This is a genomic window from Pseudomonas sp. UBA6276 (assembly GCF_002438365.1).
Taxonomy (GTDB): Bacteria; Pseudomonadota; Gammaproteobacteria; order Pseudomonadales; family Pseudomonadaceae; genus Aquipseudomonas; species Aquipseudomonas coleopterorum.
The window spans coordinates 1-12,607 of record NZ_DJUS01000082.1 but is presented as its reverse complement, the minus strand read 5'-3'; the positions used below and the strand labels follow the sequence as shown (position 1 = coordinate 12,607).

Annotated in this window: 14 protein-coding genes; 6 read left to right on the top strand and 8 right to left on the bottom strand. The window is 64.0% G+C overall.

The features are described from left to right. Positions 1-21 precede the first annotated feature (21 nt). The 4 genes from B2V21_RS09775 to B2V21_RS09760 are packed head-to-tail and all read left to right on the top strand — an operon-like array spanning position 22 to position 3,293. A complete protein-coding gene (locus B2V21_RS09775; protein WP_286916732.1) occupies positions 22-840 on the top strand; it encodes an ABC transporter permease in 819 nt (272 codons plus the stop codon). Next, a complete protein-coding gene (locus B2V21_RS09770; RefSeq protein ID WP_049861067.1) occupies positions 827-1,624 on the top strand; it encodes an ABC transporter permease in 798 nt (265 codons plus the stop codon). Before B2V21_RS09775 ends, B2V21_RS09770 begins: the two co-directional genes overlap by 14 nt. Position 1,625: 1 nt before the next feature. Beyond that, positions 1,626-2,615, top strand: coding sequence for an ABC transporter ATP-binding protein (locus tag B2V21_RS09765; RefSeq protein ID WP_286916730.1), 990 nt, complete (start codon positions 1,626-1,628; stop codon positions 2,613-2,615). A gap of 24 nt (positions 2,616-2,639) precedes the next feature. After that, positions 2,640-3,293 carry an HAD family hydrolase gene (locus B2V21_RS09760; RefSeq protein ID WP_049861069.1) on the top strand — a complete coding sequence of 218 codons (654 nt, stop codon included), beginning with the start codon at positions 2,640-2,642 and terminating at the stop codon, positions 3,291-3,293. 6 nt (positions 3,294-3,299) lie between these two features. On the opposite strand, the gene B2V21_RS09755 is transcribed toward B2V21_RS09760, so the two are convergent. Further along, positions 3,300-3,893 carry a tRNA-uridine aminocarboxypropyltransferase gene (locus tag B2V21_RS09755; protein WP_286916729.1) on the bottom strand — a complete coding sequence of 198 codons (594 nt, stop codon included), beginning with the start codon at positions 3,891-3,893 and terminating at the stop codon, positions 3,300-3,302. A gap of 146 nt (positions 3,894-4,039) precedes the next feature. Here B2V21_RS09755 and B2V21_RS09750 point away from each other — a divergent pair, with 146 nt between their 5' ends. Beyond that, on the top strand, positions 4,040-4,498 hold the full coding sequence (locus tag B2V21_RS09750) for an FAD/FMN-containing dehydrogenase (RefSeq protein ID WP_282349905.1): 459 nt from the start codon (positions 4,040-4,042) through the stop codon (positions 4,496-4,498). An 11-nt stretch (positions 4,499-4,509) separates the two neighbouring features. Here the strand turns inward: B2V21_RS09750 and B2V21_RS09745 are convergent, their stop codons facing one another. Both B2V21_RS09745 and B2V21_RS09740 read right to left on the bottom strand, forming a co-directional pair. Further along, positions 4,510-5,835, bottom strand: coding sequence for a sensor histidine kinase (locus B2V21_RS09745; RefSeq protein WP_049861072.1), 1,326 nt, complete (start codon positions 5,833-5,835; stop codon positions 4,510-4,512). Then, entirely contained in the window at positions 5,832-6,515 is a 684-nt protein-coding gene (locus tag B2V21_RS09740; RefSeq protein ID WP_049861073.1) for a response regulator, read from the bottom strand. Before B2V21_RS09740 ends, B2V21_RS09745 begins: the two co-directional genes overlap by 4 nt. Before the next feature lie 228 nt (positions 6,516-6,743). On the opposite strand from B2V21_RS09740, the gene B2V21_RS09735 reads away from it, so the two are divergent. Next, the gene (locus B2V21_RS09735) at positions 6,744-7,559 is read left to right on the top strand and encodes a TlpA disulfide reductase family protein (RefSeq protein WP_286916728.1); all 816 of its coding nucleotides are present in this window, start codon (positions 6,744-6,746) and stop codon (positions 7,557-7,559) included. Between the two features lie 85 nt (positions 7,560-7,644). Here B2V21_RS09735 and asd read toward each other — a convergent pair whose 3' ends face one another. From asd to leuC, 5 genes are all read right to left on the bottom strand, one after another. Next, the gene (gene asd / locus B2V21_RS09730; protein WP_049861075.1) at positions 7,645-8,757 is read right to left on the bottom strand and encodes an aspartate-semialdehyde dehydrogenase; all 1,113 of its coding nucleotides are present in this window, start codon (positions 8,755-8,757) and stop codon (positions 7,645-7,647) included. A gap of 66 nt (positions 8,758-8,823) precedes the next feature. Continuing rightward, positions 8,824-9,906: a 3-isopropylmalate dehydrogenase gene (gene leuB / locus B2V21_RS09725; RefSeq protein ID WP_286916727.1), complete on the bottom strand. Its 1,083-nt coding sequence runs from the start codon at positions 9,904-9,906 to the stop codon at positions 8,824-8,826. 58 nt (positions 9,907-9,964) lie between these two features. Then, the gene (locus tag B2V21_RS09720; protein WP_286916726.1) at positions 9,965-10,723 is read right to left on the bottom strand and encodes a class I SAM-dependent methyltransferase; all 759 of its coding nucleotides are present in this window, start codon (positions 10,721-10,723) and stop codon (positions 9,965-9,967) included. A 151-nt stretch (positions 10,724-10,874) separates the two neighbouring features. After that, on the bottom strand, positions 10,875-11,516 hold the full coding sequence (gene leuD, locus B2V21_RS09715) for a 3-isopropylmalate dehydratase small subunit (RefSeq protein WP_056843284.1): 642 nt from the start codon (positions 11,514-11,516) through the stop codon (positions 10,875-10,877). Further along, a partial coding sequence (leuC, locus tag B2V21_RS09710) for a 3-isopropylmalate dehydratase large subunit (protein ID WP_286916725.1) occupies positions 11,513-12,607 on the bottom strand: 1,095 nt, incomplete at its 5' end. The genes leuC and leuD, both read right to left, overlap by 4 nt.

Sequence of the window (12,607 nt, the reverse complement as noted above, 5' to 3'; positions counted from 1 at the left end):
ACCACCCCCACCCGCGGCAGAATCCTGGCCCTGCTCCTGCTGGCGCCCTTCGCTCTATTCTTCATCGTCTTCCAGATCGCCCCCCTCGCCTGGGTGGCCATCCACAGCGTGCAAACCGATGCCGGTTGGAGCCTGGACAATTTCAGCAAGGCTTTCGGCTCGCGCTTCTACCGCCAGGCCATCCAGTTCAGCCTGGAAATCAGTTTCTGGTCGAGTCTATTCGGCATCGTCATTGCCGTGATCGGTGCCTACTCCCTGCGCCAGGTCGACTCGCGGCTGCGGGATTTCGTCAGCGCCTTCGCCAACATGACCAGCAACTTCTCCGGCGTACCGCTGGCCTTCGCCTTCATCATCCTGCTGGGCTTCAACGGCGCGATCACCCTGGCACTCAAGCAGAGCGGCCTGATCGACGATTTCAATCTCTACTCCAAGACCGGCCTGATCATCACCTACACCTATTTCCAGATTCCGCTGGGCGTCCTGCTGCTGTACCCCGCCTTCGACGCCCTGCGCGAAGACTGGCGCGAGTCCGCCGCCCTGCTCGGCGCCAACGGCTGGGCCTACTGGCGCTACATCGGCCTGCCGGTGCTGACCCCGGCGCTGCTGGGCACCTTCGTCATCCTCCTGGCCAATGCCCTGGGCGCGTATGCCACGGTGTATGCCCTGACCACCGGCAATTTCAACGTGCTGCCGATCCGCATCGCCGCCATGGTGGCCGGCGACATCAGCCTGGACCCCAACCTGGCCAGCGCCCTGGCGATGATTCTGGTGGGGCTGATGACCTTGGTCACCCTGGCCCATCAATGGCTGCTGCGCAGGAGCTACCATGTCGCGCGCTGAACACAACGCCCCCGGCCTCTACCACAGAGTCGTGGTGTGGCTGCTGTTCCTGATCCTGCTGCTGCCCTTGGCCGGCACCCTGCTATATTCGTTGGCCACCAGTTGGTCGGCGTCGATCCTGCCCAGCGGCCTGACCTTCAAATGGTATTTGCAACTGTGGGGCGATCCGCGGTTCCTGCAGGCCTTCGGTCAATCGCTGGTGGTCTGCGTGGGCGCGCTGGTGCTGTCGGTGCTGCTGATCCTGCCGCTGCTGTTCGCCGTGCACTACCACTTCCCCAGGCTGGATGCGCTGATGAACATCCTCATCCTGCTGCCCTTCGCCGTGCCGCCCGTGGTGTCGTCCGTGGGCCTGTTGAACCTGTACGGCTCGGGACCGCTGGCCATGGTCGGCACGCCGTGGATCCTGATCGGCTGCTACTTCACCGTGGCCCTGCCCTTCATGTACCGAGCCATCACCAACAACCTGCAGGCGATCAACCTGCGCGACCTGATGGACGCTGCCCAGTTGCTGGGCGCCAGCACCTTCCAGGCAGCGTTTCTGGTAGTGCTGCCCAACCTGCGCAAGGGCCTGATGATCGCCCTGCTGCTGTCGTTCTCGTTCCTGTTCGGCGAGTTCGTGTTCGCCAACCTGCTGGTCGGCACCCGTTACGAAACCCTGCAGGTTTATTTGAACAACATGCGTAACAGCAGCGGCCACTTCAACAGCGCGCTGGTGATTTCCTATTTCTTCTTCGTGTTGCTGCTCACCTGGGGTGCGAACCGCTTGAACAAGGACAAAGACTGATATGAGCTTCGTCAGCGTCGAAAGACTGGATAAGCGCTACGGCAACACCGAAGTCTTCAGCGATATCGGCTTCACCATCGAACGGGGCGAATTCATCACCCTGCTCGGGCCGTCCGGTTGCGGCAAGTCGACCCTGCTGCGGGCGATCGCCGGACTGACGCCGATCAACGGCGGGCGCATCCTGCTCGACGGCCAGGACCTCGCCCCGCTCGGTCCGCAGAAGCGCGACATCGGCATGGTCTTCCAGAGCTATGCGCTGTTTCCCAACATGAACGTGGAACAGAACGTCGCGTTCGGCTTGCGCATGCAGAAGGTCAAGGGCGCCGAAAGCACCCGCCGCGTGGCCGAAGTGCTGGCGCTGGTGGAACTGGACGAGTTCGCCAAGCGTTACCCCCATCAATTGTCCGGCGGGCAGTGCCAGCGGGTCGCCCTGGCCCGCTCGCTGGTCACCCGGCCGCGTCTGCTGCTGCTCGACGAGCCCCTGTCGGCGCTGGATGCACGCATCCGCAAGCACCTGCGCGAACAGATCCGGCAGATCCAGCGCGAACTCGGGCTGACCACGATTTTCGTCACCCACGATCAGGAAGAGGCGCTGACCATGAGCGACCGCATCTTCCTGATGAACAAGGGCCGCATCGTCCAGAGCGGCGACGCGCAAAGCCTGTACACGGCACCGGCGGACGCCTTCGCCGCCGGTTTCATCGGCAACTACAACCTGCTCGATGCCGCCCAGGCCAGTGCCCTGTTGCAGCGACCTATCCATACCCGGGTGGCGATTCGTCCGGAAGCCATCGAGCTGGGTTCGAGCGGCACGCTGGAGGGCGAAATCCGCAGCCACAGCCTGCTGGGCAACGTGATCCGCTACCGCGTGCAGGCCCATGGCGTACTGCTGGTGGTGGATGTGCTCAACCGCACCGCCGCCGACCTGCTGCCCGACGGCCAGCGGGTGTCGCTGACGATTGGGCCGGATGCGCTTTGTGCGGTAGCCTGAGCACCTTTCCAAGGGAGGTTTCATATGGCTCTAGCGATTTTCGATCTCGACGAAACCCTGATCCACGGCGACTGTTCTTCACTCTGGAGCGAGCAGATGGGTCGCCTGGGCTGGGTCGACCCCGAGTCCTTCATGCAACGCGACCACGAGTTGATGCAGGCCTACAGCGAAGGCCGGCTGGCCATGGAGGACTACATGGCGTTCAGCCTGGAGCCGATGCTCGGGCGCTCGCCTGAGGAGGTCGAACACCTGGTCGGGCCCTGGGTCGAGGACTTCATCGAGCCGATCATTTTCAGCGATGCGACCCGCACCATCGCCGCACACCGTGCAGCCGGCGATCGCATTCTCATCATTTCCGCTTCCGGTGTTCATCTGGTTCAGCCCATTGCCGAACGCCTGGGTGTCGACGACGTGCTGGCGATCGACCTGGAACTCAACCACGGCAGCTACAGTGGCAATACGGTCGGCGTATTGACCTACCGCGAGGGCAAGATCAAGCGCCTGCGCGAATGGATGCACGACGAGGGCGAAACCCTGGAGGGGGCCAGCTTCTATTCGGACTCACGCAACGACCTGCCGCTGCTATTGGAAGTGCCCTTCCCCCATGCGGTCAATCCCGACCCGGTACTGCGCGAGCACGCCGAGAAGGCTGGCTGGCCGATTCATCACTGGCGTTGATGGTTACTAGCGTTGATGGTTGCGCAGATAAACCTCTTCACCCATGGCGGCGATCTGCCCTTCGATGAGTGCGTCGAAGGGCTTGAGCAGCGCCTGGAACGAGGCCGGTGCTTCGAGTACCTCCAGAGCCTGGGTGATGGCCTCCAGAGTCGACAGCGCGCCCGGACCCGGTGCCTTGCGCAGCCGATAACGCGAGGGCTCGGCAGCGACCAGCTGAACCCTGGGCAGGTCGGCGAGCAACGGGTTGAGGTGCAGCAGCTTGCGCGCCTTGCGCCAGGTGCCGTCGGGCACCACCAGCAACCGCGGCTGAGCCTCTGGCGCGTAGACACTCAAGGCTTCACTGCGCTCGTCAGGAAACAACAGACAGGGCTGATAGCCTGGCTGCGCCAGCCATCTGGCCAGGTCAGCGAAGACTTCGCCGACCCTGATCTCGCAGTTCTGCAGTCCAAGCGCGGCCAGGCGCGCCGTATTCAGCGCATGATTGACTTCGCTGGGATGCTGCAGGATCAGCACCCGCGTTCGGCTGGGCAGGTTCGGGATCAACGCACACAGGCACAGGGCCTGAGGGCGTTGGCAGCGAGGGCATTGAGGTCTGGACATACGCAATTGTGCCATGAGGCCGCGTGGCGACAATACCGGGCCGGACGCGCGCGTGCGAAAAAGTCGCGCACCGGGCCGCTAAACCTTTGTACCCCGGTGGCCGATCCGCTCTAATGTGAGCCCCACTGTCCCAGGACCCTGCCGCAATGAAATACTGCTGCGCATTACTTTTCAGCTTGCTGTCCCTTACCGCCCAGGCCACGGAAGTCGGCGAACGGCTGGCCCCCTGGACCCTGCTCGATCAGTTCGAACAACCCTACTCGCTCAGCGACGAAACCCAACTGATCATCGTCGCGCGCAGCATGGACGCCGCTCAGTTGATGGGCACGGCCATGGAAAAACGGCCCAAGGACTTTCTCGAGTCGCGACATGCGGCCTATATCGCCGACATCGAGCGCATGCCGTCGGTGGCCAAGTGGATCGCCATTCCCGGCATGAAGAAACTCAACTACCGCATTCTGCTGGACCAGGAAGGCCGCGTTGCACCGCGCTATGAAGGCGACCGCGAAACCGTGCAGTGGCTGGAGCTCAAGGATGGCGTGGTGGTGGACATCAAGACCTTCAGCGATTCGCAGCAACTGGCCAGCGCGCTGTCCGCGCGCTGAGCCAACGGCGTTCACACCGGTCGGAACGGGATTTTGAAGCTGACGCGCAAGCCGTCTTCGGTACTGTCGAAGTGCAGGGTACAGCCGCAACGCTGGGCGATCGCCTGAACGATGGCCAGGCCCAGCCCGCAACCGGTGCTGGAACGGCTGCGCCAGAAGCGCTGGGTCAGGTGTTCCAGGTCTTGGGCGGCGATGCCAGGGCCAAAGTCACGGACCGTGAAGCATACGCAGCCAGGCTCCGTGGCCAGCGTCAGCCAGACCGGCGCCTGATCGGGGCTGTGCCGCAACGCGTTGTCGATCAGGTTGCGCAGCGCCTGTACTGCCAGAGTCGATGGCATGCCCAGGGCTATCGATGGCAGCCGCGGCGGGACGTGCAACTCGACCCGCCAGCGGTCCTCCGGGCGAGCGTCGCCGATGGCCAGGCGCGCCACCTGTTCGGCGCTGCACGGTGCGCCATCGTCGAACGACAGGCTGCCTTCGACCCGTGCCAGCAAGAGCAATTGTTCGAGGGTGCGCTGCAGGCGGTCGGCGCCCTCCTCGGCATGGCCCAACGCCTGTTCGTGGGCGAGCCCGGCCGTCATGCGGGCGACCTGCAGGTGGGTCTTGATCGCGGTCAAGGGGCTGCGCAGTTCATGGGCCGCATCGCCAGTCAGCTGCCGCTCCCGCTCCAGAGTACGGCCGATGCGCAGGAACAGCTGGTTCTGGGTTTCCAGCAGTGGTTGCAACTCACTGGGCAGCGACTTCAGCGCCAGCGGTTCAAGGGCATCGACGTCGCGCTTGCGCAGCGCCTCGCACATGCGATTGAGGGGCGCCAGGCCTTTGCCGATGCCCAGCCAGAGCATCGCGATGCTACCCAGCAGGGCCATCAGTACCGGTGCGGAAGCGGCCAGCAGTACCGAACGGTTCAACGCCTCGCGTTCCAGTTCGCGGTCTGCGGTGGTGATCCGCACATCGTCCCGAGCCAGGGTGAAACTGCGCCAGTGTTCGCCATCGATCTCCTGATCGTGGAAGCCGGTGCGCTGGTCATCCAGCACTTGATCGGCATTGCCATGGCTGCGGGCGAGGATTTCACCACGCAGCGAGCTGACCTGGCAGGCGATACCGTCGGGGATGCTCCATTGATCGGCGCTGAAGCGGGTGCCCTCGCCCTGCGCGGACAACGGTTGCGGCAGCCGATCGACCAGGCCGGCGACCATGCGCGCCGACGCCACCAGGCGCTGGTCGAGAGAGAACATCATCTGGCTGCGCAAGTCGCGGAACATCCAGGTCGCAGCCAGCGCCCAGATCAGCACGAAGGCCGTGCCCAGAATCAGACTCAAGCGCAGGCGCAGGCTCATTGCGGTTCCTGCGCTGCGGCTTGGGCCGGCCCCAAGCGATAGCCCAGGCCGCGGACGGTTTCGACGATGCCGTTGCCCAGCTTGCGCCGCAGATGGTGGATGTGAACGTTCAACGCATTGCTTTCCACTTCGTCGCTGAAGCCGTAGACGCTGTCCTTGAGCTGTTCGCCCGAGAGCACGCGGCCACGGTTCTGCAGCAGGGCGTACAACAGCGCCTGCTCGCGACGGGACAGGTCGACGGCCTGGCCGGCCAGCCAGGTCTGGCGGGTGCTGGGGTCGTGCTGCAACGGGCCGTGCTCGATCATGTTCAGGGTCCGCCCGGCCACTCGGCGCTGCAGGGTGTGCAGGCGCGCGCACAGTTCGCGCAGGTCGAAGGGTTTGAGCAGGTAGTCGTCGGCGCCGGCCTGCAGACCAGCAACCCGATCGCTGACGCTGTCGCGGGCGGTCAAAACCAGCACCGGCAGCGCCTCGCCCTTGTGGCGCAACCGTTGCAGCAGCTTGATGCCATCCTCGTCGGGCAGCCCAAGATCCAGCACCATCACATCGAAGCTGGCGGCCTGCAGCATGGCCTGAGCGGCAGAAGCCGTGGCCACCCGATCGACATTCAGACCCTGGGCATTGAGCCCGGCGACGATGCCGCTGGCGATCAGGTCATCGTCTTCGCAAAGCAATACGTGCATGACAGCGCTCGAAGGATAAATGCCCACGGTGACAGGCCGTGATTAACACAACATTATGCGCGCAAACGCCCGTGACGACGGGCATCGGCCGCGAAAAATGCAGCGCGGTGTGACTGTCGGGGCCGGGCTGCCCGTTCGCGGCCGCGGACGGCTCATGCGGATTGGGTTAACCGTCGGTTAACCTGAGTGCCGCCATACTTGCTTCATCACCTCAAGAGACCCCTGCCGATGCTGAGCCTTTCCGTGGGGCCATTCGCGCTTTCCCTGCATCACCTGCTGATACTGCTGGCCTTGGGCCTGGCCAGCGTCGTGGGTTGGCAGATGTCGCGGCGAGGGCTGGGCAGCAATCCTGAAGTGCTGATCTTTCGCCTGTTCCTGCTGTGCCTGGTGGTGGCACGCGTCGCTTTCGTAATGCGTTACTGGGCGCAGTACCGTGCCGATCCGTGGCAGATTCCCGATATCCGCGATGGCGGCTTCCTGCTGTGGCCGGGGCTGGCGGTCAGCGGCGTGACGGCGCTGGTGTATGCCTGGCGGCGCCCACTGGCGCGTGTCACTTTGGGCACAAGCCTGGTCAGCGGCCTGATGTTCTGGGGCGTCACCAGTCTGGCCAGCCAGTGGTACCTGCAGGAACGCCACGCGCAATTACCCGACGTCACCCTGCACACTGCAGCAGGTGAGCCTGTGGCGCTGCGCAGCTACGCAGGGCAGCCGTTGGTGATCAATCTCTGGGCCAGCTGGTGCCCACCTTGCAGACGGGAAATGCCGGTACTGCTGGACATGCAGAAACGCCATCCGCAGGTACGTTTTCTGTTCGTCAACCACGGGGAAACCGCGCAGATCATCACAAGCTTTGCGGGAACGATGGGGCTGGATCTGCAACAGGTGGCATTCGACAGCCAAGGCGATCTGGGCCGCGCATTGGGTTCGGTCGCACTGCCAACCACGCTGTTCTACAGCGCCGACGGCAAGCTGCTGGGCAGTCATCTGGGCGAGCTGTCGACCGCCAGCCTGAACCACGCGCTGGAAGCCTTCGAAAACCGGTAACCGCCGACGCCCCCTGTAGCAGCGGCGCAAGCCGCGTCGGCGGTCGGTGCGGTTCGGCTGGGGGAACCCAGCGAACCTGAGGAAATCAACGCTCCAGCAAAATCCGCAGCATGCGGCGCAACGGTTCGGCGGCGCCCCACAGCAGCTGGTCGCCGACGGTGAACGCGCCCAGGTATTGCGAGCCCATGTTCAGCTTGCGCAGGCGCCCTACCGGAATGTTCAGCGTGCCGGTGACCTGGGTCGGGGTCAGTTCCTGCATGCTCGCTTCACGGCTGTTGGGTACCAGTTTGACCCACGGGTTGTGCTGGCTGATCAGGCCTTCGATGTCCGCCATCGGCACGTCCTTGTTCAGCTTGATGGTCAGCGCCTGGCTGTGGCAGCGCATGGCGCCAATGCGCACGCAGATGCCGTCCACCGGGATCGGGCTCTTGAAGCGACCCAGGATCTTGTTGGTCTCGGCCTGAGCCTTCCACTCTTCACGGCTCTGCCCGTTCGGCAGCTCCTTGTCGATGTACGGAATCAGGCTGCCGGCCAGCGGCACACCGAAGTTCTCGGTCGGATAACCCTCGCCGCGCATGGCCTCGGCCACCTTGCGATCGATGTCCAGAATGGCACTGGCCGGGTTGGCCAGGTCATCGGCCACCGAGGCGTGGGTGCTGCCCATCTGCTTGATCAGCTCGCGCATGTTCTGCGCGCCGGCACCGGACGCCGCCTGATAAGTCATGGCGCTCATCCACTCCACCAGACCGGCCTCGAACAGGCCGCCCAGGCCCATCAGCATCAGGCTCACGGTGCAGTTGCCACCGATGTAGTTCTTGGTGCCGGCATCGAGCTGCTGGTCGATCACGCGGCGGTTCACCGGGTCGAGCACGATCACCGCGTCATCCTGCATGCGCAGGCTGGAGGCGGCGTCGATCCAGTAGCCCTGCCAGCCGGCCTCGCGCAGCTTGGGGAATACCTCGCTGGTGTAGTCGCCACCCTGGCAGGTCAGGATCACGTCGAGTGTCTTCAGCTCTTCAATGCTGTAGGCATCCTTGAGCGGAGCAATGTCCTTGCCCACCGCAGGCCCTTGGCCGCCCACATTGGAAGTGGTGAAAAACACCGGCTCGATAAGATCGAAATCCTGCTCTTCCAGCATCCGCTGCATGAGCACGGAACCGACCATACCGCGCCAACCGATCAGACCTACACGTTTCATCGCAACTACACCTTCTTGAAAAGTGGGCCGCTGCTTTCGATTGAAAGTCGCAGCGGGCCCAAGAGATTACAGATTCCACAGCGCGGCGACTACTGCATCGCCCATTTCCTGCGTACCGACCCGCGCGTTGCCTTCGGACCAGATGTCGCCGGTGCGCAAGCCCTGGTCCAGGACCAGGCTGACCGCCTGCTCGATGGCATCGGCGGCCGCGTGCTGATTGAAGCTGTAGCGCAGCATCATCGACACCGAGAGAATGGTCGCCAGCGGGTTGGCGATGCCCTGCCCGGCGATGTCCGGTGCCGAACCGTGGCACGGCTCGTACATGCCCTTGTTGTGCGCGTCCAGGGAGGCCGAGGGCAACATGCCGATGGAGCCGGTGAGCATCGACGCTTCATCGGAAAGAATGTCGCCGAACATGTTGTCGGTGACCATCACGTCGAATTGTTTCGGCGCCCGCACCAGCTGCATGGCGGCGTTGTCGACGTACATGTGGCTCAGCTCGACATCGGGATAATCCTTGCCGATCTCTTCGGCCACTTCGCGCCACAGCTGGCTGGATGCCAATACGTTGGCCTTGTCCACCGAGCACAGCTTCTTGCCGCGGACCTGGGCCATGTCGAAGCCCACGCGCACGATGCGGCGGATTTCGCTCTCGCTGTAGGGCAGCGTGTCATACGCCTGGCGCTCGCCGCCTTCCAGTTCACGGGTGCCACGGGGGGCGCCGAAGTAGATGCCGCCGGTCAGCTCACGGACGATGAGGATGTCCAGCCCGGCAACGATTTCCGGCTTCAGGCTGGAAGCGTCCGCCAGTTGCGGATAAAGGATGGCAGGACGCAGGTTGGCGAACAGGCCCAACTGCGAACGGATTTTCAGCAGGCCGCGCTCCGGGCGGATGTCGCGCTCGATCTTGTCCCATTTCGGACCGCCCACGGCGCCCAGCAGCACCGCATCGGCGGCACGGGCGCGTTCCAGGGTTTCATCGGCCAGCGGCACGCCGTGCTTGTCGATGGCTGCGCCACCGATCACGTCATGGGCCAGCTCGAAGCCCAGCTGGAACTTGTCGTTGGCCAGCTCCAGCACCTTGACCGCTTCGGCCATGATTTCCGGGCCGATGCCGTCGCCTGGGAGAATCAGAATCTGCTTGCTCATGCTTTCCTCGTTAATTCCGGTAATACGGCGCGCCCTAGGGCAGGCCGTGAATGAATGCTCAACGCTGGGCCCACAACACCAGCACGTCGGTGCTGAACGAGCCATTGTCGTCGATCTGGTAATACGCGCGCACCTCGGCGCCCACGGCTTGCTGCAAGGTGCGGATCGCTGCACGCATGACCTCGGGGGTGCGCATGCGCTCGACCCAGGACACGTATTCAAGGCGCAGGCGCTGGCGTGTATGCCCGCGCACCTGCAGCCCGGCCGCATTGACCTGGCTCAGCCATTCGCCGGCACTGTAGTCACGCACATGACTGGTGTCACGCAGCACTTCGACGCTCTGCAGATAGGTATCGAGCAGCGGGCTGCCCGGCGACATCACGTCGATGAAGCACGCCACGCCACCTGGCTTGAGCACCCGGCGCACTTCGCGCAGGGCCAGGCCCAGGTCGCTCCAGTGGTGGGCCGAGTAGCGGCTGAACACGTAGTCGAATTCGCCATCGGCGAACGGCAGCTGTTCGGCCGGGCCGAGCTGGGTGCTGACGTTGCCCAGCCCTCGCTCGTGAGCGGCGCTGGCGACTACATCGAGCATCTGCTGCGACAGATCATAGGCCACCACCTGCTTGACCAGTGGCGCGCAGTGAAAGCTGACGTGGCCGGCGCCGCAACCCAGATCCAGCAACCGAGCCTGGGACTGGCCGGCCAGTTCCGCCTGAAGCAGCGCAAATTCCGCGCCCTGGGCGTGAACGGCGCTGCTCAGGTAGGCCGAGGCCTGTTCGCCGAACTGTTTCTGCACGACTTGGCTGTGCTGGGTCATGTGGCTGGGCTTCCTTGTGCCTGGATTTGTGGTGGCCTTGCCGGCTCCCTCGCGGGCAGAGGGCTCGCCGCCCGCCCCGCTCCCAGACCGGCGGCGAGCCTCTTGTGGGAGCGGGCTCTGCCCGCGAAGAGGCCAAACCTGCCTACATCAATCAATCGCGAAACAACCAAGGCTGGCTCGCCCGATGCTTGGCCTCGAACGCCGCAATGGCTTCCCCATCCTGCAAGGTCAGCCCGATATCATCCAACCCGTTGAGCAGGCAATGCTTGCGAAACTCGTCGATCTCGAAGCTGTACACCTTGCCGCTCGGGCTGGTGACAGTCTGCGCGGCCAGGTCCACGGTCAGCTGGTAACCCGGCGCCGCCTCGACTTCCTTGAACAGCTCATCGACTTCCGCATCGCTGAGGATGATCGGCAGCAGGCCATTCTTGAAGCTGTTGTTGAAGAAAATGTCGGCATAGCTGGGCGCGATCACTGTGCGGAAACCGTACTCGTCCAACGCCCACGGCGCGTGCTCGCGACTGGAACCGCAACCGAAGTTTTCCCGCGCCAGCAACACGCTGGCGCCTTGGTAGCGCTCATGGTTGAGCACGAAATCCTTGTTCAGCGGGCGCTTGGAGTTGTCCTGGTAAGGTTGCCCCACATCCAGGTAGCGCCACTCGTCGAACAGGTTGGGGCCGAAGCCGGTGCGCTTGATCGACTTCAAGAACTGCTTGGGAATGATCTGGTCGGTGTCCACGTTGGCACGATCCAACGGAGCGACCAGGCCGGTGTGACGAGTAAAGGCTTTCATGCTGCGCTCCCCTGGATCAATTCACGAACGTCGACGAAACGGCCGACAACGGCGGCGGCGGCGGCCATGGCCGGGCTGACCAGGTGGGTACGCCCACCGGCGCCCTGACGGCCCTCGAAGTTGCGGTTGGAAGTCGACGCGCAATGCTCGCCCGACTCCAGCCGGTCCGGGTTCATCGCCAGGCACATGGAGCAGCCCGGTTCGCGCCACTCGAAGCCCGCCTCGAGGAAGATCTTGTCCAGGCCTTCGCTTTCGGCCTGTTCCTTGACCAGGCCTGAGCCCGGCACGACGATCGCCTGCTTGATGGTCGAGGCCACCTTGCGGCCCTTGGCGATGACGGCGGCGGCGCGCAGGTCTTCGATGCGCGAATTGGTGCATGAACCGATGAACACACGGTCGAGCTGAATATCGGTGATCGCCTGGTTGGCGGTCAGGCCCATGTATTTCAAGGCGCGCTCGATGGAGCCACGCTTGACCAGATCCGCCTCACGGGCCGGGTCCGGCACGTTCTGATCCACGGCCAGGACCATTTCCGGCGAAGTGCCCCAGCTGACCTGTGGCTTGATCTGCGCGGCATCCAGATGCACCACGGTGTCGAAATGGGCATCGGCGTCGGACACCAGCCCTTTCCAGGACTCCACCGCCTTGTCCCAATCGCCACCACGGGGCGCGAATGGGCGACCCTTGACGTAGGCGATGGTCTTTTCATCGGCGGCCACCAGACCCACGCGGGCGCCAGCCTCGATGGACATGTTGCAGATGGTCATGCGGCCTTCCACCGAAAGATCGCGAATGGCGCTGCCGGCGAACTCGATGGCGTGGCCATTGCCGCCAGCGGTGCCGATCTTGCCGATCACGGCCAGCACGATGTCCTTGGCGGTGACACCGAACGGCAAGGTGCCTTCGACCAGCACCTGCATGTTCTTCATTTTCTTGGCCACCAGGCACTGCGTGGCGAGCACGTGCTCGACCTCCGAGGTACCGATACCGTGAGCCAGGGCACCAAAGGCACCGTGGGTCGAGGTGTGCGAGTCGCCACAGACCACGGTCATGCCGGGCAAGGTCGCGCCCTGCTCCGGGCCGATCACGTG